At 70.8% G+C, this 22,869-nt stretch carries 18 protein-coding genes; 6 read left to right on the top strand and 12 right to left on the bottom strand.

What is annotated here, in order from left to right; genetic code table 11:
- Window positions 1-17: 17 nt before the first annotated feature.
- Window positions 18-2,366 carry an excinuclease ABC subunit UvrA gene (locus OG798_RS45360; protein WP_328758965.1) on the top strand — a complete coding sequence of 783 codons (2,349 nt, stop codon included), beginning with the start codon at window positions 18-20 and terminating at the stop codon, window positions 2,364-2,366.
- Between the two features lie 55 nt (window positions 2,367-2,421).
- Here OG798_RS45360 and OG798_RS45355 read toward each other — a convergent pair whose 3' ends face one another.
- The 5 genes from OG798_RS45355 to OG798_RS45335 all read right to left on the bottom strand — a co-directional run bounded on the left by OG798_RS45355 (window position 2,422) and on the right by OG798_RS45335 (window position 7,692).
- A complete protein-coding gene (locus tag OG798_RS45355) occupies window positions 2,422-3,231 on the bottom strand; it encodes a lysophospholipid acyltransferase family protein (RefSeq protein ID WP_121414125.1) in 810 nt (269 codons plus the stop codon).
- A complete protein-coding gene (locus OG798_RS45350; RefSeq protein ID WP_120986414.1) occupies window positions 3,231-4,001 on the bottom strand; it encodes a GNAT family N-acetyltransferase in 771 nt (256 codons plus the stop codon). Before OG798_RS45350 ends, OG798_RS45355 begins: the two co-directional genes overlap by 1 nt.
- Window positions 4,002-4,314: 313 nt before the next feature.
- Window positions 4,315-5,064: a succinate dehydrogenase/fumarate reductase iron-sulfur subunit gene (locus OG798_RS45345; protein WP_328758963.1), complete on the bottom strand. Its 750-nt coding sequence runs from the start codon at window positions 5,062-5,064 to the stop codon at window positions 4,315-4,317.
- Window positions 5,061-7,019 carry a fumarate reductase/succinate dehydrogenase flavoprotein subunit gene (locus OG798_RS45340; protein ID WP_328758962.1) on the bottom strand — a complete coding sequence of 653 codons (1,959 nt, stop codon included), beginning with the start codon at window positions 7,017-7,019 and terminating at the stop codon, window positions 5,061-5,063. Before OG798_RS45340 ends, OG798_RS45345 begins: the two co-directional genes overlap by 4 nt.
- Window position 7,020: 1 nt before the next feature.
- On the bottom strand, window positions 7,021-7,692 hold the full coding sequence (locus OG798_RS45335) for a succinate dehydrogenase (protein WP_121414128.1): 672 nt from the start codon (window positions 7,690-7,692) through the stop codon (window positions 7,021-7,023).
- Between the two features lie 119 nt (window positions 7,693-7,811).
- Here OG798_RS45335 and OG798_RS45330 point away from each other — a divergent pair, with 119 nt between their 5' ends.
- Window positions 7,812-8,693, top strand: a complete 882-nt coding sequence (locus OG798_RS45330; protein WP_067360819.1) for a LysR family transcriptional regulator — start codon at window positions 7,812-7,814, stop codon at window positions 8,691-8,693.
- A 34-nt stretch (window positions 8,694-8,727) separates the two neighbouring features.
- On the opposite strand, the gene OG798_RS45325 is transcribed toward OG798_RS45330, so the two are convergent.
- The 4 genes from OG798_RS45325 to OG798_RS45310 all read right to left on the bottom strand — a co-directional run bounded on the left by OG798_RS45325 (window position 8,728) and on the right by OG798_RS45310 (window position 13,950).
- Window positions 8,728-9,507 (bottom strand): oxidoreductase, encoded by a 780-nt coding sequence (locus OG798_RS45325; protein ID WP_095851195.1) that lies wholly within the window; start codon window positions 9,505-9,507, stop codon window positions 8,728-8,730.
- 93 nt (window positions 9,508-9,600) lie between these two features.
- On the bottom strand, window positions 9,601-11,736 hold the full coding sequence (locus tag OG798_RS45320) for a putative bifunctional diguanylate cyclase/phosphodiesterase (RefSeq protein ID WP_328758960.1): 2,136 nt from the start codon (window positions 11,734-11,736) through the stop codon (window positions 9,601-9,603).
- On the bottom strand, window positions 11,733-12,545 hold the full coding sequence (locus OG798_RS45315; RefSeq protein ID WP_095851197.1) for an SAM-dependent methyltransferase: 813 nt from the start codon (window positions 12,543-12,545) through the stop codon (window positions 11,733-11,735). The genes OG798_RS45320 and OG798_RS45315 overlap by 4 nt, the downstream gene beginning before the upstream one ends.
- Window positions 12,546-13,002: 457 nt before the next feature.
- Window positions 13,003-13,950: an SCO0930 family lipoprotein gene (locus OG798_RS45310; protein ID WP_095851198.1), complete on the bottom strand. Its 948-nt coding sequence runs from the start codon at window positions 13,948-13,950 to the stop codon at window positions 13,003-13,005.
- Between the two features lie 269 nt (window positions 13,951-14,219).
- On the opposite strand from OG798_RS45310, the gene OG798_RS45305 reads away from it, so the two are divergent.
- From OG798_RS45305 to OG798_RS45295, 3 genes are all read left to right on the top strand, one after another.
- The gene (locus OG798_RS45305; protein WP_101896726.1) at window positions 14,220-14,801 is read left to right on the top strand and encodes a hypothetical protein; all 582 of its coding nucleotides are present in this window, start codon (window positions 14,220-14,222) and stop codon (window positions 14,799-14,801) included.
- A 15-nt stretch (window positions 14,802-14,816) separates the two neighbouring features.
- Window positions 14,817-15,581 carry a bestrophin-like domain gene (locus tag OG798_RS45300; RefSeq protein ID WP_095851199.1) on the top strand — a complete coding sequence of 255 codons (765 nt, stop codon included), beginning with the start codon at window positions 14,817-14,819 and terminating at the stop codon, window positions 15,579-15,581.
- Window positions 15,582-15,805: 224 nt separating this feature from the next.
- The gene (locus tag OG798_RS45295) at window positions 15,806-16,387 is read left to right on the top strand and encodes a hypothetical protein (protein WP_328758958.1); all 582 of its coding nucleotides are present in this window, start codon (window positions 15,806-15,808) and stop codon (window positions 16,385-16,387) included.
- A gap of 109 nt (window positions 16,388-16,496) precedes the next feature.
- Here the strand turns inward: OG798_RS45295 and OG798_RS45290 are convergent, their stop codons facing one another.
- Window positions 16,497-17,432, bottom strand: coding sequence for a hypothetical protein (locus tag OG798_RS45290; RefSeq protein WP_328758957.1), 936 nt, complete (start codon window positions 17,430-17,432; stop codon window positions 16,497-16,499).
- A 332-nt stretch (window positions 17,433-17,764) separates the two neighbouring features.
- Here OG798_RS45290 and OG798_RS45285 point away from each other — a divergent pair, with 332 nt between their 5' ends.
- On the top strand, window positions 17,765-18,427 hold the full coding sequence (locus tag OG798_RS45285) for a class F sortase (RefSeq protein ID WP_095851201.1): 663 nt from the start codon (window positions 17,765-17,767) through the stop codon (window positions 18,425-18,427).
- Between the two features lie 75 nt (window positions 18,428-18,502).
- On the opposite strand, the gene OG798_RS45280 is transcribed toward OG798_RS45285, so the two are convergent.
- Both OG798_RS45280 and lysX read right to left on the bottom strand, forming a co-directional pair.
- Entirely contained in the window at window positions 18,503-19,336 is an 834-nt protein-coding gene (locus tag OG798_RS45280; RefSeq protein ID WP_097223838.1) for a polysaccharide deacetylase family protein, read from the bottom strand.
- A gap of 81 nt (window positions 19,337-19,417) precedes the next feature.
- Entirely contained in the window at window positions 19,418-22,702 is a 3,285-nt protein-coding gene (lysX, locus tag OG798_RS45275) for a bifunctional lysylphosphatidylglycerol synthetase/lysine--tRNA ligase LysX (RefSeq protein ID WP_328758956.1), read from the bottom strand.
- Window positions 22,703-22,869 lie beyond the last annotated feature (167 nt).

Genomic DNA, 22,869 nt, shown 5'->3' with positions numbered 1-22,869 from the left:
CGCCAGGAGTCCCGTCGATGTCCGACCCGCACCGCCGCCACGACGCGTACGTCCGTGTGCGGGGCGCCCGCGAGCACAATCTCCAGGGTGTGGACGTCGACATCCCGCGCGATGTCCTCGTGGTCTTCACCGGGGTCTCGGGCTCGGGCAAGTCCTCGCTGGCGTTCGGCACGATCTACGCGGAGGCCCAGCGCCGCTACTTCGAGTCGGTGGCGCCGTACGCGCGACGGCTGATCCACCAGGTCGGGGCGCCGAAGGTCGGGGACATCACCGGGCTGCCGCCCGCGGTCTCGCTCCAGCAGCGCCGCTCGGCGCCCACCTCGCGCTCGTCCGTGGGCACGGTCACCAACCTCTCCAACTCCCTGCGGATGCTGTTCTCACGCGCGGGCGACTATCCGCGGGGCGCCGAACGCCTCGACTCGGACGCCTTCTCGCCGAACACGGCCGCCGGCGCCTGCCCGGAGTGTCACGGTCTCGGCCAGGTCCACCGTACGACCGAGGAGTCGCTGGTCCCGGACCCGTCGCTGTCGATCCGCGCGGGCGCGATCGCGGCGTGGCCCGGCGCCTGGCAGGGCAAGAACCTGCGCGATGTCCTCGACGCGCTGGGGTACGACGTGGACCGGCCGTGGCGCGAGCTGCCGGCCGAGCAGCGGGAGTGGATTCTGTTCACGGACGAGCAGCCGGTCGTCACCGTGCATCCGGTACGGGACGCGGACCGGATCCAACGTCCCTACCAGGGCACGTACATGAGCGCCCGGCGCTACGTCATGAAGACGTTCTCCGATTCGAAGAGCGCGACGCTGCGGGCCAGGGCCGAACGGTTCCTGACCAGCGCCCCGTGCCCGGTGTGCGGCGGCAGCCGGCTGCGTCCCGAGGCGCTGGCGGTGACCGTCGCGGGCCGCACGATCGCCGAACTGGCGGCCCTGCCGCTGTCGGAGCTGGCCGGGACCCTGGAGCCCCGGGGAGAGGCGGCCCGCGTCCTCACCGACGACCTGAGGGCACGGATCGTCCCCGTCGTCGAACTCGGCCTCGGTTACCTCAGCCTCGACCGGGCCACCCCGACCCTCTCCGCGGGCGAGCTGCAACGACTGCGGCTGGCCACGCAGTTGCGCTCCGGTCTGTTCGGTGTCGTGTACGTCCTCGACGAACCGTCCGCGGGTCTGCACCCGGCGGACACGGAGGCCCTGCTCACGGTGCTGGACCGACTGAAGGCGGCGGGCAACTCGGTGTTCGTGGTCGAGCACCATCTGGATGTCGTGCGGGGTGCCGACTGGCTCGTCGACGTCGGTCCGCGGGCGGGTGAGCACGGCGGGCGGGTGCTGCACAGCGGTCCGGTGGCGGCGCTGGCCGGGGTGGCGGAGTCGGCCACGGCCCGCTTCCTCTTCGACCGCTACCCCGCGCCGCAACGTGAAGTGCGTTCCCCACAAGGGCAGTTGAAGGTGGGGCCGGTGAGCCGCCACAACCTGTGCGGGGTGAGCGCCGCGTTCCCGCTCGGTGTGCTCACCGCCGTCACGGGTGTCTCCGGCTCGGGCAAGTCCACCCTCATCGGCGAGGTGACCGAGGAGCTGGCGGGCGTGGGACGGCTCGTCTCCGTCGACCAGAGGCCCATCGGCCGTACCCCACGCTCGAATCTCGCCACCTACACGGGCCTCTTCGATGTCGTGCGCAAGGTCTTCGCCGGGGCGAAGGAGGCGCGAAGGCGCGGCTACGGGGTGGGGCGCTTCTCCTTCAACGTCGCGGGCGGGCGCTGCGAGACCTGCCAGGGTGAGGGATTCGTGAGCGTGGAGCTGCTGTTCCTGCCGAGCACCTACGCTCCCTGCCCGGACTGCGACGGGGCGCGCTACAACCCCGAGACGCTCGAGGTGACATACCGCGGACGGAACATCGCGCAGGTCCTGGACATGACGGTGGAGGCCGCGGCGGAGTTCTTCGCCGACACCGCGCCCGTCGCCCGCAGCCTCGCCACGCTCCTCGACGTGGGTCTGGGCTATCTGCGACTCGGCCAGCCCGCCACGGAGTTGTCCGGCGGCGAGGCCCAACGCATCAAGCTGGCCGGCGAGTTGCAGCGGGTCCGCCGGGGGCACACCCTCTATCTCCTCGACGAACCGACGACCGGGCTGCACCCCGCCGATGTCGAGGTGCTGATGCGCCAGTTGCACGGCCTGGTCGACGCGGGACACACCGTCGTGGTCGTCGAGCACGACATGTCGGTGGTCGCGGGCGCGGACTGGGTGATCGACCTGGGTCCTGGCGGCGGGGACGCGGGCGGCCGGATCGTGGCCGCGGGCCCCCCGGCCGAGGTGGCGCGGGCGGAGGGCAGCACGACGGCTCCGTACCTCACCCGGGCACTCGCTCGGGGCCGGTAGGCCCGTACCGCCGGCCACCGGCCCCTGTCCCTTCAGGTCGCCTCGTCCTGATACGTCAGCGATGGCCGAGGGCCGACGCGCGTGCCCCTTGGGAATGCAACCCTCCTTGCGCCGCGCGGGCCAGCTCCCGTCGATCCGGGTGGCTGCCCGGGTCGAGCGTGGGCCGTACCTCGACCTCCGCCACCAGTCCGCGTGCCGAGGCCACCCGCCACAGGGAGGCGAGCAGCGAGTCGTTCCCGACGAAGGCCGGCGCGGTGCTCGCCACTCCCCCGGCGAGCCGGTAGTGGATGTGCACCGGCTGGACCGGCACCCCCGCGTCGAGCGCGGCCTGGAAGACGGCCCGCCGGAAGTGGCCCTGTGCCCTGCCGCACCAGGTGCTGCCCTCCGGGAAGGCCACGACGGCCGCCCCGTCACGCAGCAGCCCGGCGATCCGCGCCACCGTGTCCGGCAGCGCGCGCAGCCGGTCGCGTTCGATGAACAGGACGCCGCCGCGCGCGGCCAGCGGTCCCGCGACCGGCCACTGCCGGATCTCGGACTTGGCGAGCATCCTGGCCGGCCGGACGGCGGCGAGGAGCGGGATGTCCAGCCAGGAGATGTGGTTGGCGACGATCAGCAGCCCGCCGGTGGGGACGGCGGGGCCGGTGATCCGGACGCGGACGCCCGCGGCCCGCACGATCGCCCGGCACCAGTGCCGTACCGGCTCGGCGGGAATCCGCCCGCCGAGCGGCAACAGCACGACCCCGGTGGCGACCACGACCAGGACCGCCGCGAGCCGCAGCACGGCACGCGGTACGGCCGTGGCGGACCCCGTCGCCTCGACGCACGCCCTGGGGGTGCAGGGCGCGCTGGGCAGCCAGACGCTCATCAGGCCGGGACGAGCGAGAGGAAGTGCCGCAGATAGCGCGGGTTGACCCGGCGCATCGACAGCAGCACGAACAGGTCCGCGACCCCGAAGTCCGGGTCGTGCGCGGGTGCGGCGCAGACCCAGGCGCCGAGCCGGAGATAGCCGCGCAGGAGCGGGGGCAGTTCGGTGCGGGGCTGGCGGGTGACACCCTCCGCGGTCCACGGCAGCAGCGGTCGTACCCGGTACTCCTCGGGTGCCAGGTGCTTGGCCTGCACCCGGTCCCAGGTTCCGGCCGCGAGCTCGCCGCCGTCGGCGAGCGGGATCGAGCAGCAGCCCGCGAGCCACTCGTGGCCGCCCTCGACCATGTAACGGGCTATTCCGGCCCAGATGAGGCCGATGACGGCGCCGTCGCGGTGGTCGGGGTGCACGCAGGAGCGCCCGACCTCGACGAGTCCCGGGCGGATCGCGTCGAGCGGGCTCACGTCGAACTCGCCCTCCGAGTAGAGCCGGCCGGCGATCGCGGCGCGCTCCGGGGGCAGCAGGCGGTAGGTGCCGACGACCTGGTCGGTCAGCGTGTCACGGACCAGCAGATGATCGCAGTAGGCGTCGAAGGCGTCGATGTCGAGCCCCGGCTGCGGCGTGGTCAGCAGGGCGCCCATCTCCCCGGCGAAGACGTCGTGCCGCAGCCGCTGCGCGGCCCGGACGTCGGCCTCGGAACGAGCGAGGGAGACGGTGTAACGGGTGGGGGCCAGGGGCTGCGGGGGGCTGTCGAGGGTGGAAACGCCGGTCATGGCACTCTCCTGGTCACGGGCCGGTTCGGCACAGCGGCGGCAGACCGGTTCGGTACGGCCCGCGCGCTCCTGTTCTTCCGATGCCGGTTGGCCGGCGCGTGACGTGTGCCAGGAGCCAGGATGTGGGGATGTTGAATGCCAGGAGATTCCCCCGAATGCGAGACGGGACCGGGAATGAGCACCACTCCCGGCCCCGCCCGTCCGCACAGATCCGGCGAACGTTTTCTTAACAAGTGACCTCGGCTGGAGCGCGCCCGAAAGGGGCGCGAGGAACTGCGCGACCAGCCACATCCGACCCGCAGCCGAAGTCTCCCTAGCGCCGCCCGGTTTTACGGGCAGCCCGCAGCCACTCCTTGTTCATCCCGGTGATGGAAACCAACGGAATCCCCTTCGGGCAAGCGGTGGCGCACTCCCCGGCCAGCGTGCACCCCCCGAACCCCTCCTCGTCCATCTGCGCCACCATGTCCAGCACCCGCGTCTCCCGCTCGGGCGCCCCCTGCGGCAGCACGTTCAGATGGTTGACCTTGGCCGAGGTGAAGAGCATCGCGGCCCCGTTGGGGCAGGCGGCCACACACGCACCGCAGCCGATGCACTCGGCGTGCTCGAACGCGAAGTCGGCGTCCGGCTTCGGTACGGGCGTCGCGTGGGCCTCGGGCGCGGCGCCGGTGGGGGCGGTGACGTACCCGCCGGCCTGGATGATCCGGTCGAAGGCCGAGCGGTCCACGACGAGGTCCTTGACGACCGGGAAGGCGGAGGCGCGCCAGGGCTCGACGTCGATGGTGTCGCCGTCCTGGAAGGACCGCATGTGCAGCTGGCAGGTGGTGGTGCGCTCGGGTCCGTGGGCGTCCCCGTTGATGACCAGGCTGCAGGCGCCGCAGATGCCCTCGCGGCAGTCGTGGTCGAAGGCGACGGGGTCCTCGCCCTTGAGGATGAGTTCCTCGTTGAGGGTGTCGAGCATCTCCAGGAAGGACATGTCGGCCGAGATGTCGTCCACCTCGTACGTGGACATCGCTCCGTCGGCGTCGGCGTTCTTCTGGCGCCAGACGCGCAGGGTGAGCTTCATGCGTAGCTCCGCTGGGTGGGGTGGACGTACTCGAAGACCAGGTCTTCCTTGTGCAGGACGGGCGCGGTGCCGGTGTCGGTGAACTCCCAGGCGGCCGCGTACGAGAACTCCTCGTCCCGGCGTTCCGCCTCGCCGTCCGGGGTCTGGGACTCCTCGCGGAAGTGGCCGCCGCAGGACTCGGACCGGTGCAGCGCGTCGAGGCACATGAGCTCGGCGAGCTCGAGGTAGTCGACGACGCGGTTGGCCTTCTCCAGGGACTGGTTGAACTCCTCGCCGGTGCCGGGGACCTTGATGCGCCGCCAGAACTCCTCGCGGATCTGCGGGATGCGCTCCAGGGCCTTGCGCAGACCCGTCTCGGTACGGGCCATGCCGCAGAACTCCCACATGAGTTCGCCGAGTTCGCGGTGGAAGGAGTCGGGGGTGCGGTCGCCGTCGACGGCCAGCAGCAGCCGCAGCCGGTCCTCGGTCTCGGCCAGCACCTCCTGGACGGCGGGGTGTTCGTCCGTGACCTCGGCGTGGCGCGGGTTGCGGGCGAGGTAGTCGTTGATGGTCGACGGCAGCACGAAGTAGCCGTCGGCGAGGCCCTGCATGAGGGCCGAGGCGCCGAGGCGGTTGGCGCCGTGGTCGGAGAAGTTGGCCTCGCCGATCGCGAACAGGCCGGGGATGGTGGTCTGGAGGTCGTAGTCGACCCACAGTCCGCCCATCGTGTAGTGCACGGCCGGGTAGATCCGCATCGGCACGGTGTACGGGTCCTCGGCGGTGATCCGGGCGTACATGTCGAAGAGGTTGCCGTACTTCTCCTCGACCTTCGCCCTGCCCATCCGCCCGATCGCGTCGGCGAAGTCCAGGTAGACGCCCTGTCCGCCCGGGCCCACCCCGCGGCCCTCGTCGCAGACGTTCTTCGCGGCGCGGGAGGCGATGTCACGCGGGACCAGGTTGCCGAAGGACGGGTAGATCCGCTCCAGGTAGTAGTCGCGCTCGTCCTCGGGGATCTCGTTCGGCGGGCGGGTGTCGCCCTTCGCCTTGGGGACCCAGATACGGCCGTCGTTGCGCAGCGACTCGCTCATCAGGGTGAGCTTGGACTGGTGGTCGCCGGTGCGCGGGATGCAGGTGGGGTGGATCTGGGTGAAGCAGGGGTTGGCGAAGTAGGCGCCGCGCCGGTGCGCCCGCCAGATCGCGGTGGCGTTGGAGTTCATGGCGTTCGTCGAGAGGTAGAAGACGTTGCCGTAGCCACCGCTGGCCAGGACGACGGCGTCCGCGTAGTACGTGTCGATCCGGCCGGTGATGAGATCCCGTGCCACGATGCCGCGCGCCCGTCCGTCGACCATGATCAGGTCGAGCATCTCGGTGCGCGGATGCATCTCGATGTTGCCGGCCGCGATCTGCCGCGACAGGGCCTGGTAGGCGCCGAGCAGGAGCTGCTGGCCGGTCTGGCCGCGGGCGTAGAAGGTGCGGGACACCTGGACGCCGCCGAAGGAACGGGTGTCGAGCAGACCGCCGTACTCCCGCGCGAAGGGCACGCCCTGGGCGACGCACTGGTCGATGATCTCGACCGAGATCTGCGCGAGGCGGTGGACGTTGGACTCGCGGGCCCGGAAGTCGCCGCCCTTGACGGTGTCGTAGAACAGCCGGTGGACGGAGTCGCCGTCGTTGCGGTAGTTCTTCGCCGCGTTGATGCCGCCCTGGGCGGCGATCGAGTGGGCGCGGCGGGGCGAGTCCTGGTAGCAGAACTGGACGACGTGGTAGCCCTGCTCGGCGAGCGTGGCGCCCGCCGAGCCGCCCGCGAGGCCGGTGCCGACCACGATCACCGTGTGCTTGCGGCGGTTGGCGGGGTTGACGAGCTTGGCCTCGAAGCGACGGGTGTCCCAGCGCTCGTTGACCGGGCCCTCGGGGGCCTTGCTGTCGACGACGGGCACACCGGTCGAGTATGCGGCGTATTCAGAGGCTGCGGTCATGTCAGCTCACCAATCCGGTCATGACACCGACGGGTACGGAGATGAAGCCCACCGTCAGCACCAGCGCGAGGACGTCGGCGATGGTCTTGAGGGCGCGGTCGCGGGTGCGGTTGCCGGCGCCCAGGGTCTGCGCGGCGCTCCAGAAGCCGTGCCTGATGTGCAGGCCGAGCGCGAGCATCGCGACGATGTAGATCACGTCGCCGTACCAGGTCGAGAAGGTGTCGATCACGTTCTGGTACGGGTGTCCGGACTGGAAGCCGCCGGGGTGCGCGGTGCCGGTCGTCAGGTCGAGGATGTGCCAGACGATGAACAGGCCGAGGATGATCCCGCCCCAGCGCATCGTGCGGGTCGCGTAGCTGGACCTGGGCTTCTTGTGGACGTACTTGTTCGGGCGCGCCCTGATGTCGCGGCGGCTGAGCTGGTACGCGGCGGTGGCGTGGGCGACGACGGCGACGACCAGGACCACGCGGATGATCCACAGGGCCCACTCGTAGTGCAGGAAGGGCTCACCGAGGGTGCGCAGCCAGTGGGCGTAGTGGTTGAAGTCGCCCGAACCGAAGAAGATCTTCAGGTTGCCGAGCATGTGTACGACCAGGTACATCAGCATGATCAGGCCGCTGACCGCCATCACGGTCTTCTTCCCGACGGAGCTGTCCCACACGGTGCGCGTCATCGACGGTCGTCGGTCCGTCCGCGTTGCCAGAGCCATGTCTCAGAAGCTAGGGCCGCGGGTGCCGATCGGTCCAAGACATGGTACGGCTCGTTTCAATAGCTGGAGCCTATGATGGGTGGATGCAGTTCCAGCAGCTCCAGTACTTCGTGGCGGTCGCCGAGACCCGGCACTTCACCCGGGCCGCCGATCTGGTCCATGTCGCCCAGCCGTCCCTGTCCCAGCAGATCAAGGCGCTGGAACGGGAGTTGGGGGCGGACCTCTTTCTCCGCGCGCGGGGCAACATCACGCTGACGGACGCGGGCGAGGCGCTGCTGCCCCTGGCCCGGCGCATCCTGGCCGACGCGGACACGGCCCGGCACGAGGTGCAGGAACTGGCCCAGCTGCGCAGCGGCCGGGTCCGGCTGGGCGCGACGCCGAGCCTGTGCACCGGCCTGGTTCCGGACGTCCTGCGTGCCTTCCACGACCGCTATCCCGGTATCCGGCTGCTGATCGAGGAGAGCGGCTCCCACGATCTCGTACGGGAACTCGCACGCGGCGCGTTGGATCTCGCCCTGGTCGTACTCCCGCTGCCCACCCCCTCCCCCGCGCTGACGACGGTGGAGCTGCTGCGCGAGGACCTGGTCGTGGTGTCGTCACCGGACGCGCCCGCGCCGGGGACCGGGCGCACCGTGCGCATCCCCGACCTGGAGGGCGAACGCCTCGTGATGTTCCGGCACGGCTACGACCTGCGGGAACTGACCGTCGCCGCCTGTCGCGCCGAGGGCTTCGAGCCGGACTTCGCCGTCGAGGGCGGCGAGATGGACGCGGTGCTGGGTTTCGTCAGGGCGGGGCTCGGCGTGGCCGTCGTCCCGCGCATGGTCGCGACGCGCTCGGGACGCGGCCTGCGGGTGACACCGCTCGCACGCCCCGGACTCCACCGCGTCATCGCCCTGGCCCACCGCAGCGATGTGGCTCCGCCTCGCGCGGCCCGCGAACTCCAGCGGATGCTGCTGGAACGCTGACCGGCGCGGCGGGCTCAGGAGCCGGGTCGGTACGTCACCAGGTCGGGATGAAGCCGCCGTCGATGACGAAGTCGCTGCCGGTGATGTTGCGGGACTGGTCGCCGGCGAGGAAGAGGACCAGGTCGGCGACCTCGGACGGCTGGGAGAAGCGGCCGGTGACCGTGGCACCGGACGCCTGGGCGACCACGTCGTCCGGGGTGATCCCGGCGGCTGCCGAGACCGTGGCCGCCACCCCGTCGCCGCCGAGCCACAGCTCGGTCTCCACCGGGCCCGGACTGACGGTGTTGACCCGGATGCCCTGGGGGCCGACCTCCTTGGACAGCGCCTTGGAGAAGGCGACCAGCGCGGCCTTGCCCGCGCTGTAGTCGATCACCATCGGGTCGGGCAGGGTGGCGTTGACCGAGGCGACCGTTACGACCGAGCCCTGCCCGGCGGACAGCATCAGGGGCAGGGCGGCGCGGGTGACCCGTACGGCCGTGAGGAGGTTCAGATCGACCGTGCGTTGCCAGTCCTCGTCGGTCACCGACAGGAATCCGCCCATGCGGGCGGGGGCCGCTCCGACGTTGTTGACCAGGATGTCCACCCGACCGTCCGCCGCCGCCACGAGGCGCTCGGCGGCACCGGGTTCGGCCAGGTCCACCGGTACCCAGGAGACGCCGCCCTGCTTGACCAGCGCGTCGAGACCCGCCGTCGTGGTCCGCGACCCGGCGATCACCGTCGCCCCCGCCCCGGCCAGCGCCTCGGCGACGGCCAGTCCGATGCCCTTGCTCGCGCCGGTGACGACGGCGGTCCTGCCCTGGAGTTCCGTGCCCATGCTTCTCAGCTCCTTCAATTGCTGCGCTACGGTCACGGATGCGCGGACAGCGGCACAGCCTCCGTTCCAGGAGACCATGCCGCGCCCGAAGCCTCAGCCTGTGGCGTCCACCAGGGCCAGTTCGTGCAGCCGCTCGGGTGGGCCCGGGCGGGCGTAGTACCAGCCCTGGGCCGTGTCGCAGCCCAGGATCCGCAACTGCTCGGCCTGTGCGCCCGTTTCGACGCCCTCTACGGTGACCGCGAGATCGAGGCTGTGGGCGAGCGAAACGATCCCCTCGACGATCTTGAGGTCGACGGGGTCGGCCGGGAACTGCTGCATGCCCTGGGTGAAGGAGCGGTCCAGCTTGAGGATGCTCACGGGCAGGCGGCGGAGATTGGCGAGGTTGGAGTAGCCGGTGCCGAAGTCGTCGAGGGCGATGTCGACGCCCATCTCGGCCAGGCGCCGCAGCGGCTTCAGCAGATCGTCGTCGGCGCCGATCAGCGCGGACTCGGTGACCTCCAGACACAGCGCCTCGGCGTCGAGACCTTCACGCTCCAGGATGTCGACCGTGTCCTGGACCAGACCCGGGTGGGTCAGCTGGCAGGGCGACAGGTTGACGTTGATCCGCAGCGGGCCCGAGTCGGCGTGCCGCTCCTGCCACTGGCGGGCCTGGCGGACCGACTGCTCCAGGACCCACCGGCCCAGCGGCACGATCAGCCCGGTGTGCTCGGCGAGCGGGATGAACCGGTCGGGGCCGAGCACGCCGTGCTGCGGATGCAGCCAGCGCACCAGCGCCTCCGCGCCGTGCACACTGCCGTCACCGAGGTGCACGAGCGGCTGGTACTCGATGAAGAACTCGCCCCGGTCCAGGGCCGCGGGCAGCGCCGTGGTGAGCCCGTGCCGGGTGATGGCGCGGGCGTCGGCCTCGGGATCGGCGAGCTCGAAGCGGTTGCCGCCCGCGGACTTGGCGCGGTACATCGTGATGTCGGCGCTGCGCAGCACCTCCGCCGGGCCGCGCTCACCCGCCGGACCCTCGACGATGCCGATGCTGCCGCGGACCGTCAGTTCCCGGCCGTCGATACGGACCGGGGTGACGAGGGCGTTCATGATGCGGTCGGCGAGCGCGTCCACCTCGCGCTCGGTGTCCGGTCCGGTGGTGAGGGCCACGAACTCGTCGCCGCCGAGCCGGGCGACCATCTCGCCGGGTGCGGTCGCGCAGGACTGCAACCGGTCGGCGACCTCGACGAGCAGCCGGTCGCCCGCGGCGTGCCCGAGGCTGTCGTTGATGGTCTTGAAGCCGTCGAGGTCGAGGTAGCACAGGCCGAAGCGCTGGTCGCTGCCCCCGGACACCGCCTTCTCCAGGCGTTCGAAGAAGAGGGTCCGGTTGGGCAGACCGGTGAGCGCGTCGTGGGTGGCCTCGTAGCGCAGCCGCAGGTTGAGCAGCCGCCGCTCGGTGGTGTCCTCCATCAGCGCGAGCTGGTACTGCGGCCGGCCGTCCGCGTCGCGCAGCAGGGACACCGTCAGGTTGGTCCACAGGGCGGTGCCGTCGGGCCGGTAGAAGGCTTTTTCGACGTGGTAGTGCTCGCGCTCGCCGCGTACCAACTCCTCGTACAGCCGCCAGACTTGGGGCGCGTCCTCGGGATGCGTCCACTCGGGGACCTTGCGGCCGCGCACGCCCTGCTCGGAACCGCCGAACATACGCAGCAGGGCTCCATTGACCTGCAGTATGTTGCCTTCGAGGTCGGCGATGCCGATTCCTATGGCCGCGCCCTCGAAGACCGCGCGGAACCGGGCCTCGCTCGCGTGCAGCGCCTCGGCCACCGTGCTGCGCGCGTTCAACGCCGCCTGGGAGATGGCCTCCTGCTCGGCGAGCGTCCGCTCCCGCAGTGCCCCCGCGAAGCCCGCCGCCATGGCGTGCTGCAGGCGCGCCGAGCGGGTCCGCAGGGCCTCCTGATGGCCGTCCTCGCCGCAGTAGAGCACCAGATAGGCGTCGACGCAGTCGAGGCTGCGGCTGAGCGCCTCGGGGTCGGTGCAGTGCGCGGCGACCAGCGCGGCGCCGACCATCTGACCCGCGGCCGCGTCGAAGGTCCTGGCCTTCAGCGCGTCACTCAACCGCCATGCGAGCGGCAGGAGTTGCTGCTCGAGCTCCGGCCGGGTCAGCGACGTGGAGGTGACCGGGAAGACCGCCCGGCTCCAGATCGTCGCGAACCTGCGCAGTCTGTCCTCCGGCCCGTCCGGTTCGCCCGTCACGCCGTGCGCCCCACACCCGCGAACCCCGAGAAGGAATAGGGATCCTCGTCCTCGGGCGCCGTGTCGGGCCGCCAGATCGGCATCGGCACCAGACCGGGTTCCACCATGTCGTACCCCTCGAAGAACCGCGCGATCTCCTCGCGCGAGCGCATGATCAGCGGGTTGCGGATGTCCTTGTACACGTCGACCGCGCCCTCGGCCCGCTCCGGCGGGAGCGGGATTCCCTCGTACGACGCATGGGTGAGCACGAGCAGACTGCCCGGCGCCAGCGCGTCGCGCAGCTCGGCCACCGCACCGTACGGGTCGTCCGCGTCCTCCACGAAGTGCAGTATGGCAACGAGGAGGAGGGCCACCGGACGGTTCAGGTCGATCAACCGCTGCACCTGGGGAGTCGCCAGGATCTCCTGGGGCTTGAGCAGATCGGCCGCGACCACGTCCGCGTCCTCGTTGTCCCGCAGGACGGCCTGGCTGTGCGCGACGGCCACCGGGTCGTGGTCCACGTACACGACGTGCGCGCCGGGCCTGGCCGTCTGGGCGATCTCGTGGACGTTGCCGAAGGTCGGGATGCCGGAGCCGATGTCGAGGAACTGGTCGATGCCCTCGTCGGCCGCGAAACGCACGGCACGGCGCATGAACGCCCTGTTCGCCTGCATCACCTTGGGCAGTCCCGGCATGAACTCCATCGCCTTGCGCGCGGCTTCCCGGTCGACCTCGAAGTTGTGCGAACCGCCCAGGTAGTAGTCATAGATACGGGACACGCTCGGCACCGAGATGTCAATGCTTCGGGGGGCCCAGGCGGGACGCTCCATCTATCTCTCCAAGGCGTAGTCGACGACGTAGGCGATCCGGTGTTCGAGCTGAGGCTACTGATCGTCCGCCAAAGGGGCGAGTCAAAACGGAAATTGACCGTCCGTTCACCGTCACTGCCTCGGGCATGTGCCGAATTGGCCGCCGGTGCAGGTCAGTCGAACACGCCGTCCGCTGTCACCGCGAAATCGATGCGAAGCATTCCAAAAAGTTCACGGGAGTTACGAAGCGTCGCGACGGTATCGAGGGGTCGGGTATCCCCGGTGTGGAAAACTCCCGGGCGTTCGTTCGGCAAGTGAACCGCGTCGTGATCCGCGTGCCTCGCGTCGTCCGATCCGCCCGCCCCGCGCGTTCCGGGTACGCCAAGAGGTCCGCCCCCTCCGTGCGGTGCGGAGGGGGCGGACCCAGGTCGTACGCGTTGTTCCGGGCGAGATCGATCAACCCTGGGGAGGTGATCCTCTACTTCGGCGCGCCGACCGGCTTTCCGTCGGGGGCGACGGCGTACCAAGTGCCGCCCACGCCCTGACCGTTGGTGTCCCCGGCCGCCTTGTCACCGGAGAAGGTGTAGATGGGCCAGCAGTTGACGGTCATCTGCTTGGCGCCGTCCGGGCGGGTGAATCCCATCAGGCCCTTCTTCTGCACGCCCTTGGTGTCACTGGCGGAGACCGGGGCCACGACGGGCCACTTCTCCAGGCAGGCACCGGTGCAGGCGGACTTCGGGACGGGCCAGGCCTGGTCCTTCAGGAAGCGGTAGACCGTCCGGCCGTTCTTGTCGACGACGATCTCGCCGAGCTTGGGGTCGTTGCGGGTCGACAGGCCCGGCAGGGAGGCCAGGGTCGCCTTCTTGCCATCGGGGGCGGAGGCGTACCAAGTACCGCCGACACCCTGGCCGTTGGTGTCACCGGCCTTGGTGTCCTTGGCGTACCGGTACATCGGCCAGCCGCCGATCGTCAGCTGCTTGGTGCCGTCCGAGCGGGTGACCTCGCCGAGCAGGGCCTTGTCCACACCGGTGGCGGCCACGGCGCCGTCGGCGGGAACGGGCGGCCAAGCGGTCGCGCAGTCGCCGTCACAGTTCGACTTCGGCGGCTCGGCGGTGTCCTTCTCGAAGCGGTACAGGGTGAATCCGGCGCTGTCGGTCAGCACCTTGCCGAGCGTCGTGCTTTCCGCGACGGCCAGCTGACCTGCGGATTCCGCCTTGGGGGCGGCACTCTGCTGGTCGGCGCCGTAGCCGTTGGGAGAAGTGGTGCTGCTACTGGTGGCCTGACCGTAACCGTTGGCAGCCGCGGCGGCGCCCACGTTCTGGCTCCCCGTCGACTGGGTGCCCGATTCCTGACCGCACGCCGTCGTGAGCGCCAGCACGGCCGCAGCTGTCGCTACGAGTGAGGCGCTCCGCCAGGAGGTCTTCATTGGGTAACTCCCACTGTTCGCGTTAAGGGTTGCAGCGCCCTGCTGCGCCGCGCATGGCCCTAGGTACGGGCGGGAGTGGCGGATGTGTTCAACGGCCGCACAAAAAACTTTCGGAACGCTGTGACACACCCCGCGTCGGCATGCATCTCGCGCATCTGTTCCCACCCCGGTGGCCGTGTCCCGAGGGGGCGTCAAACCGGTGCGAGCCGGACGTCCTTCGTTCGGGGGCAAACCCGTCGGCTCCGGCGTGCGCGGGCGCGATACGCCTCATGATCTCCGTCGTGCATGGACCACAGCGGACCCGGTCCGCCCTCGTCATACGGGTGTTGGCGCTGCTGACGCTGACCTGGATCATCGGCGGCGCGCCGGCCTCGGCGGCGGTCGCCGACTCCTGCGCGTACGCCTCCATCGGCCCGGACGGCACGGACGCGGTGGCGGTGGCCGGCGGCGACCTCTGCACCATCAGCCCGCCGCCCCCGTCGCCCACGCCTCCACCCACTCCGAAACCGCCGCCCCCACCACCCCCGGCGCCTCCGCCCAAGCCCAGGCCGAAGCCCCCGCCGCCGGTTCCCCCGCCACCGCCTCCGCCCGCCTCGCCGACCCCGCGACCCCCTGCCGTGGCGCCCCCGCCGAGGCCGGCACCTCCGCCGGCGCCGAAGCCGAAGCCCACACCGACGCCCTCGCCCACGCCCAAGGCGCGGCCCAAACCGTCGGCGACCCCGGTGAGTTATCCGGCCTACCACGCCCCGACGCGCAAGCACTCGCCCCGCAGCGGACCGTCCCTGGTCTCGCTCACCCTGCTCGTCACCGTGCCCGCGTTGCTCGCCGTCGCGGCGCTGCGTCCGCGCTGACCCCTGGAGGCATCCTTGTCGGAATGGCTTGTTCTCGTCCTCGCGATGGCGGCGGCGTGTGTCGTCGTCCTCGTCGTGTCCCTCGTACGCACCCGCCGGGCCCCCGACGACGAGGATCCGTCCGAAACCCCGGACGTGATCGAATACATGACCATGATGATCGGCGTGGTGTACGCCATCGTCCTGGGACTGGCCATCGCCGGAGTCTGGGAGGCCCGCAGTGGCGCCCAGGACCATGTGCAGGCGGAGGCCCAGGCCCTGCACGAGATCTCGGAGCGGGTCCGCGTCTACCCGCCGGACGTGCGCGACCGTATTCGCGGCGACGTCGACGCGTACGTCGGATACGTCGTCAAAACCGAGTGGAAGACCATGGCCGACCACGGCCACGTCACCGACAAGGGCGGCCGGCTCTTCGAGGTCGTCCGCCAGGACGTCAGCGGCTACAAGCCGAGGTCGGACTTCGAGGCCCAGACCTACCAGCCGCTGGTCGACCAGGTGACCGCTGCCGACGCGGCACGCAACGCCCGCGCCGGCTCGACGGACGCGACCATGCCGGGCGTGGTGTGGTTCGGGCTGATCACCGGAGCCGTGGTCACCATCGGGATGGTGTTCGCGCTCCAGATCCGGCGCACCAAGCGGGAACTGATCCTCGCCGGGCTCTTCTCCGCCCTGATCGCGTTCCTGCTCTTCCTGATCTGGGACTTCGACGCGCCCTACAGTCGGGGAATCACAGCCTCGGCGGAGCCGTTCACGGCACTGTTCCCACACCTTCCGAAGTGACCGGCCTCCCTTAGCGGCCGGAGGATCGGGGGACGGACGCCACGCCCGCGTTCGTCCCCCGCTCGCGCACCCACATTCCCCCGTACGGCCCACCGGATTACCCCATTCGCACTACTGCGATCGCGCCCACGTGCACGCCTTCCTAGCGTTTCGAACATCGAGGCGCATTTCAGACGCAGGCGGAAGGTCCGCAGCAAGGCTCCTCGGGGACCCGGAGGCTCACCATGCACGCGATACGCGTCGCTTCGGCCGCACTGCTGGGCGTGTCCGCCCTCACTCTTTCCGCAACCGCCGCTCTCGCTGGAAACAGCGACGGAGACAGTGACGGCGGCCGTGACAGTGGCCGGGGCAACAACATCACGTCGTTCGGCTTCAACGTGCAGCCGCAGAGCATCGCGGCGGGCGGCCGGCTCCGGCTGACCGCGGAGAGCTGTGACTCCGTCGCCAGGGTCTCCTCGGAAGTCTTCGACACGGTCACGATCCCCAAGGGTCAGTCGTCTGCGACGGCCCTGATCGACGGGGACGCCAGAGCGGGCTCGGTGTACCAGGTGACGTTCCAGTGCGGCAACGAGAGCGGCCACACCGAGCTGACCATCGCCCCCGGCCGCTCCGGCACCACCTACTCCGACCCGACCCAGGTCCAGGTCCCGGCCTCCGTGCAGCGAGGCGTCAAGGCCGGTGTCGGTGGGAGCTCCGGCGGTGGCTTCGACCTCAAGGAGATCGGCCTGGGAACCGCGCTCATCGCCGGCTGTGTCGGCACCGCGTGGTCCATGACGCGCCGCCGCGTCACGGACGAGGAGTCGTGACCGCTCACCGCTCGGGGCCCTCCTCGCCCCGGATCTCGGCGAAAAGGTCCGGGGCGAAGGCCTGTCAGACGCGTGGCACGCGGGGCACCGCCAAGGGTGAGGGCACCGATCAGATCCGCCGCTCGGACCTGCGGCGCCGCCAGAACAGCCCGCCGCCGACGACGCCGGCGGTCAGCAGTCCGCTGCCGATCGCGACGTCGGCGGGCGCCGCTCCGCCGACGCTGCCACCCAGACCAGCGTGGACACTGCCGATGACGGTGAAGGCGGCGGGCCGAGTCAGCCTTCGGCCGTCACAGCGGGCCGTGACGTCGTACGACCCCGGGTGCGCGTCACGGTCGACGACGACCGTCGCGATGGACGTGTCACCGCCCGCTCGGCGCAGCAGAGTGGTGCGAAAGACTCGCGAGGAGACCGTGCTGCCGGGCCTCAGGCACGCTTCGCCCTCCACGGTGATCGTCAGCTGGCCGCCCCGCGCGATGACACTGGGCCGGACGATGATGTTCCGCACCTCGCGGCGGCCGAAGTCATCGAAGCGGCCGTAGTCGTTGAACCGGCCATTGTCGTCGAAGCGGCCGTAGTCGTTGAACCGGCCGTTGTCGTTGAATCGGCCATTGTCGTTGAACCGACCGTTGTCGTTGAACCGGCCATTGCCATTGAACCGGCCATTGCCATTGAACCGACCGTTGTCACCCGGGCGGCCGCCCCCGACCACGCCACCGCCGCCGATCACCACGCCACCGCCGCCGACGACGCCACCGCCGCCGATCACCCCGCCGCCACCGACCACGCCACCGCCGCCGACCACCCCACCGCCACCGACCACCCCGCCGCCGCCGACGACTCCACCGCCGTTGCTCAGCCCTGTGCCGTTGCCCGGTCCACCGGGGTTGCCCAGTCGCTCGTTTCCGCTCGACTCGTCGTTGCTCGGCTCGTTGTTGCTCGACTCATTGCTGCCAGGTTCATTCGATGCCGTCGCCACCGGGGCGGCGAACCCCACCGCGGCGACCACGGCGACAGAGACCGCCAGGGCACGAGTTGTACGCATGTGATCCTCCGCGGAAGACGCCCCGGGAACCGTCCCCGGTCGATCGGCGAGAAAGCGCCTCCCATACAGACCCTCAGATGCGGCGCACAGGGACGCATTTCGAGAATGGTCCGTCCTGGTGAGAAGACACGCCGAAGGATTTCCACACAATCGGATATTGCCGCAGGTCACGGACCGTCAGAAATTTCCTGCCCTCGGCAACTCGGATGGCTCACCACGCGGATGCCCCGACACCCGTTCGCCCGCGCCCCGTCGCCCGCCGGGCATGCTGCACTTAGCGTTCCGGTATGCGCGACGGACGCGGCGACGGCCGCGTCGAGAGGGGATTGCGAATGTTTGCGTCCGAGGTTGCCGAAGAGGAGGAGCGGCAGAAGAAGCGCGCCCCGTGGGGCGTAATAGCGCTTGTTCTGCTGACCGGCCTCGCACTCATTCGGAATGGTTCCGGTGAGTTCGACGTGGGCCCTCCGCAGCCCGCGACGGCGGCAGCAGCGGACAGCAGGACGCCCGTCGCCACCTTCTCCAACGGACCCGCCGCGTTGCCGTACTCCGTGGTGGACCGGGTCAGGATCCCGGCGATCCAGGTGAACGCCCCGGTCGTGCCGGTGGGTCTCGACTCGGCCGGCTGGGTCGACGCGCCGCCGCCCGACAATGCCAATCTCGCGGGCTGGTTCACCGGTGCGGTGTCGCCCGGCGAGAAGGGCACGGCCGTGATCGTGGGCCATGTGGACAACACGCGGGGACCGGCCGTCTTCTACGGGCTCGGTTCTCTCAAGAAGGGAAACCGGGTCGAGGTCCAGCGAAAGGACGGGAAGACCGCCACCTTCGAGATCTACGGCGTCGAAGTATTCGCGAAGAAGAACTTCCCCGGTGACCGGGTGTACGGCAGCAAGGGCACCCCTGAATTGCGGGTCATCACCTGCGGAGGCGGTTTCTCCAAGCAACACGGCTACGACGGGAACGTCGTCGTGTTCGCCCGCCTGGTCGAGGTCCGCTGAGATTCCCCGCCGACGGCCCGGGCGGTGTCCCCGGGCCCGTCGGCGGAGTCGGGGGCGACCGCGCCCGCTCCCCGCTCAGAAGTCCTGGCGGTGCGGCACCGTGAGGTGGTAGCCGGAGTCGAGGAGTACGGGCAGGTAGTCGCGCAGGGCGCGGACGGTCTGGGAGCGGTCGCCGCCCGCGTCGTGGGAGAGGACGACGACGCCGGGGGCGGCGCCCTCCTGCACCCGGTCGATGATGGTGGCGGTGCCCGGGGTGGTCCAGTCGAGGCTGTCGACCGTCCAGGCCATCGGTTCCATGCCGAGGTCGGCGCCGATCTGGAAGGTCGCCCGGTTCCAGGCCCCGTAGGGAGCGCGGAACCAGACTGGCCGTTTGCCGTAGGCGTCCTCGATGACGTCGCTGGTGCGCGCGATCTCGGAGCGGATCTCGGAGCGCCGGAGCCCCGTCAGCAACGGGTGCGTCCAGGTGTGGTTGCCGACGACGTGCCCGTCGTCGGCCATCTCGGCCAGCAGGTCCTTGTTGTCGACGGCCATCTCCCCGCAGACGAAGAACATCGCCCGTACGTCGTGCTTGCGCAGCGTGCGCAGAATGCTCGGGGTGTAGCGCGGATCGGGTCCGTCGTCGAAGGTCAGCACCATCGCGTGGCCGCGCCCGCTCACCCGCATGATCGGCTCACGCCGGACAGGGGGCTTGCCGGGCGTCGGGCGCGGCGGAGTGGCTCCGGTCATCGGCTCGAGGCGGTACGTGGAGGGCTTGAGTGCCTTGCGCGCCTGCGGGCCCCCGGCCGCGGGCGTGCCGCGCACCGGGCTCCCGGTCGGATCGGCGGCGAGGACGCGGGCGCCCGCAGCCGACAGGACGGCGGCGCCGGCGATCAACGCCCGGCGCCGCGTGAACAGCTTATCCTTTTTCATGATTAATCAGTCGCTCAGCGGAAGCGTGACGCGGCTGAGCAACACCGGTGCGGACTCGGGAAAGCACCCGTTGGGACCAGCTCAGCGCCGACGCACCAGGGGGAACGGCAATGTCTCCCGAATCGTCAGCCCCGTGAGGAACATGACCAGGCGGTCCACGCCTACGCCGAGCCCGCCGGTCGGCGGCATCGCGTACTCCAGCGCGTCGAGGAAGTCCTCGTCGAGTTCCATCGCCTCGGGATCTCCCCCGGCGCCCCGCAGCGACTGCGCGGTCAGCCGCCGCCGCTGCTCCACGGGGTCGGCCAACTCCGAGTAGGCGGTGCCCAGTTCGATGCCGAAGGCGACGAGGTCCCAGCGCTCGGCGAGGCGCGGGTCGGTGCGGTGCTGCCGGGTGAGCGGGGAGACATCGGTCGGGAAGTCCTTGTAGAACGTGGGCAGCAGGGTCTTCTCCTCGACCAGTCGTTCGTACATCTCCAGTACGACGTCGCCCTGTCCGTCGTCCGGCCGATACGGCACTCCCGCGCCGTCGCACAGCCGGTGCAGGTCCGGCACGGACGCGCCGGGGTCCACCTCCTCCCCCAGGGCCTCCGAGATCGCGCCGTACACCGTCTTGACCGGCCACGGGCCGGAGATGTCGTACTCGGTGCCGTCCTTGCGGGCGACGGGCGCGCCGAAGGCGGCGGTCGCGGCGCCCTGGATCAGTTCACGGGTGAGGTCGAGCATCACGTCGTAGTCGGCGAACGCCTGGTAGGCCTCCAGCATGGTGAACTCGGGGTTGTGCTTGTGGGAGACGCCCTCGTTGCGGAAGGTGCGCCCCATCTCGAAGACCTTCTCCAGGCCGCCCACGCACAGCCGCTTGAGGTAGAGCTCGGGAGCGATGCGGAGGTACATGTTCAGGTCGTAGGCGTTGATGTGGGTGGTGAACGGGCGGGCGTTGGCGCCGCCGTGGATCTGCTGGAGCATCGGCGTCTCGACCTCGAGATAGCCCCGGTCCAGCAGGCCCTGGCGCAGCGCCTGTACGGCGGTGGAGCGGGTCCGCAGGACCTCGCGGGCGTCGGGGCTGGACACCAGGTCGAGATAGCGGCGGCGCACCTTCGCCTCGGGGTCGGCGAGGCCCCGGCGCTTGTCGGGCAGCGGGCGCAGGCATTTGCCGGTGAGCTGCCAGGAGGAGACGAAGACGGTCGGTTCGCCCAGGTCGCTGACGCCGACGAGGCCCTCGGCGGTGATGTGGTCGCCGATGTCGACGTCCTGGCGGAAACGCCTGAGCTCGGGTCCGGACTCCAGCCGGGTGAGGGCGAGCTGGAGATCGCCGGACCAGTCGCGCAGGACGGCGAACACGATCCCCCCGAAGTCCCGTACGAGGACGACGCGCCCGGCGATATTCACCTGCTGTCCCGCCGGTCCCGCGCGGACCTCGGCGAGGGTGTGGGTGCGGGACGGGACGCCCACCGGGTAGGGGTCGACTCCGTCGGCGCGCAGCCGGTCGAGTGTGCGGTGGCGGAGGCGGATCTGTTCGGGCAGGCCCGCGGTCGGATCGGTGGCCGCCGCCTCGCCCTCGTCGAGGCCGAGGGCCGAGAGCGAGGGCAGGCCCGCGGTGCTCGCGGGCTGGGGTCCGGTCCGCGGGTGCCCCTTGCCCCAGAGCTTGCGCAGCGAGGGCACGGAGACGAAGCCCTCGGCGATGCCGGACGCCAGGCCGATGCGGGCTAGGGAGCCGGTGTCGCCGTAACAGATGAAGCGGGGGTACCACTCGGGCTGGAATTTGGCGTTGGACCGGTAGAGGGCCTCCAGCTGCCACCACCGGGAGAAGAACAGCAGCAGCCCGCGCCAGAGCCGGAGCACCGGCCCCGCACCGATCCGGGCGCCCTCCTCGAAGACCGACCGGAACACCGCGAAGTTGAGGGAGATGCGCCGTACGCCGAACGTCCCGGCCGCCGCGCACACCTCGGCGACCATGAACTCCATGACGCCGTTCGGGGCGCTGCGGTCGCGGCGCATGAGGTCGAGCGAGATGCCGTCCTTGCCCCAGGGCACGAAGGACAGCAGCGCGAGGAGCTTGCCCTCGGGCGTCAGGGCCTCGACGAGCAGGCAGTCGCCGTCCGCGGGGTCGCCGAGCCGGTCCAGCGCCATGGAGAAGCCGCGCTCGGTCTCGGTGTCGCGCCAGGCGTCCGCCCTGTCGATGAGCTCCTCCATCTCCTCGTCGGTGAGGCTGGAGTGACGGCGTACCCGGCAGGTGGCGCCGGTGCGCCGTACGCGGTGCACGGCCTGGCGGGTGACACGCATGTCGCGGCCGTCCAGGTCGAAGCCGGCGACGTACAGGATCGCCTCGTCGCCGAGTTCGAGCGCGCCGAGCCCGGCGCGCACGAAGGCCTTGGCGCCGTCCTCCGAGGTGCCCATGACGGCGGGCGCCCAGGCGTAGCGGCGGGCCAGGTCGAGCCAGGCCTCGATGGCGTGCGGCCAGGCCTCGCGGTCGCCGACGGGGTCGCCGCTGGCCAGGCAGACGCCGGCTTCGACGCGGTAGGTGACGGCGGCCTTGCCGCTGGGTGAGAAGACGACGGCCTTGTCGCGGCGGGTGGCGAAGTAGCCGAGGGAGTCGTCGGCGCCGTACGCCCGCAGGAGGGCACGGATGCGGGCCTCCTCGTCGCCGCGCAGGGCCGCCTCCAGGCGCTGGGAGCGGAAGAGGGTGGCGACGGCGTTGAGCTGGGCGAGGGCGCCGAGAAGGCCGAGGACGAAGAAGAGCTTGCGAGGCGGGCGCCCGCTGAACGAACTGCTGGGGACCAGCCCGCCGCACACCCGGCTGGCCGCCCACAGCAGCCGTTCCTCCGAGGCCAGCGTGCCGGGGAACCACTCGACCAGGCCCCAGCCGATCAGGATCGCCACGGCGAGTCCGACGAGCAGTACGGCCAGGGCGCGCCATACGGCGCCGCGCCGGGAGTCGGCGTAGAACTCGCGGCGCGCCACGATCAGGAGGACCAGCAGCAGTCCGCAGGCGACGAAGGACGGCAGCGACTCGGCGTACAGGCCCATCGCCAGGCCGACGATGTCGAAGAAGACCAGCAGACCGAGGTAGACCACGACCAGCCACCAGGCGATCCTCTTGCGGGCGGCGGTCGCGGCGGCGAGCAGGAAGAGGAAGACGGCGTACGCGAGGTTGGCGCTGACCGGCACGATCAACAGGTCGAGGAAGGCCACGACGGGGTGCAGCAGACGGCGCACGGGGGCGAAGAAGGCCAGCAGGACGCACAGCAGCGAGAGGGCGCCGAAGAAGGCCGCGAAGCCTTCGGGCACCTTGCTGAGGAAGCCGACCCGGGACGGCGGTACGGGACCCGTGGCGTCCCTCGGTCCGCGGGCCTCCACGGTGGCGCTCATGGTGTCGACTCTAGGAAGCCCCGGCGGCAGGCGCCCGTCGAGCGCCGTGCCCCTCGTCGCCGACGCGGACGGCGGTCGTGGCGGGTCCTGGCGGGCCGTGGCGGCGGACACATCACCCGTTCCGTCCCATGCGGGGCACCGCGGGCCCGCCCTGCCCCCGACCTGCG

Origin of the sequence: Streptomyces sp. NBC_00271 (genome assembly GCF_036178845.1) — a bacterium.
Taxonomy (GTDB): Bacteria; Actinomycetota; Actinomycetes; order Streptomycetales; family Streptomycetaceae; genus Streptomyces.
The sequence above is the reverse complement of the archived record's forward strand: the minus strand, read 5'-3'. Positions and strand labels throughout refer to the sequence as shown.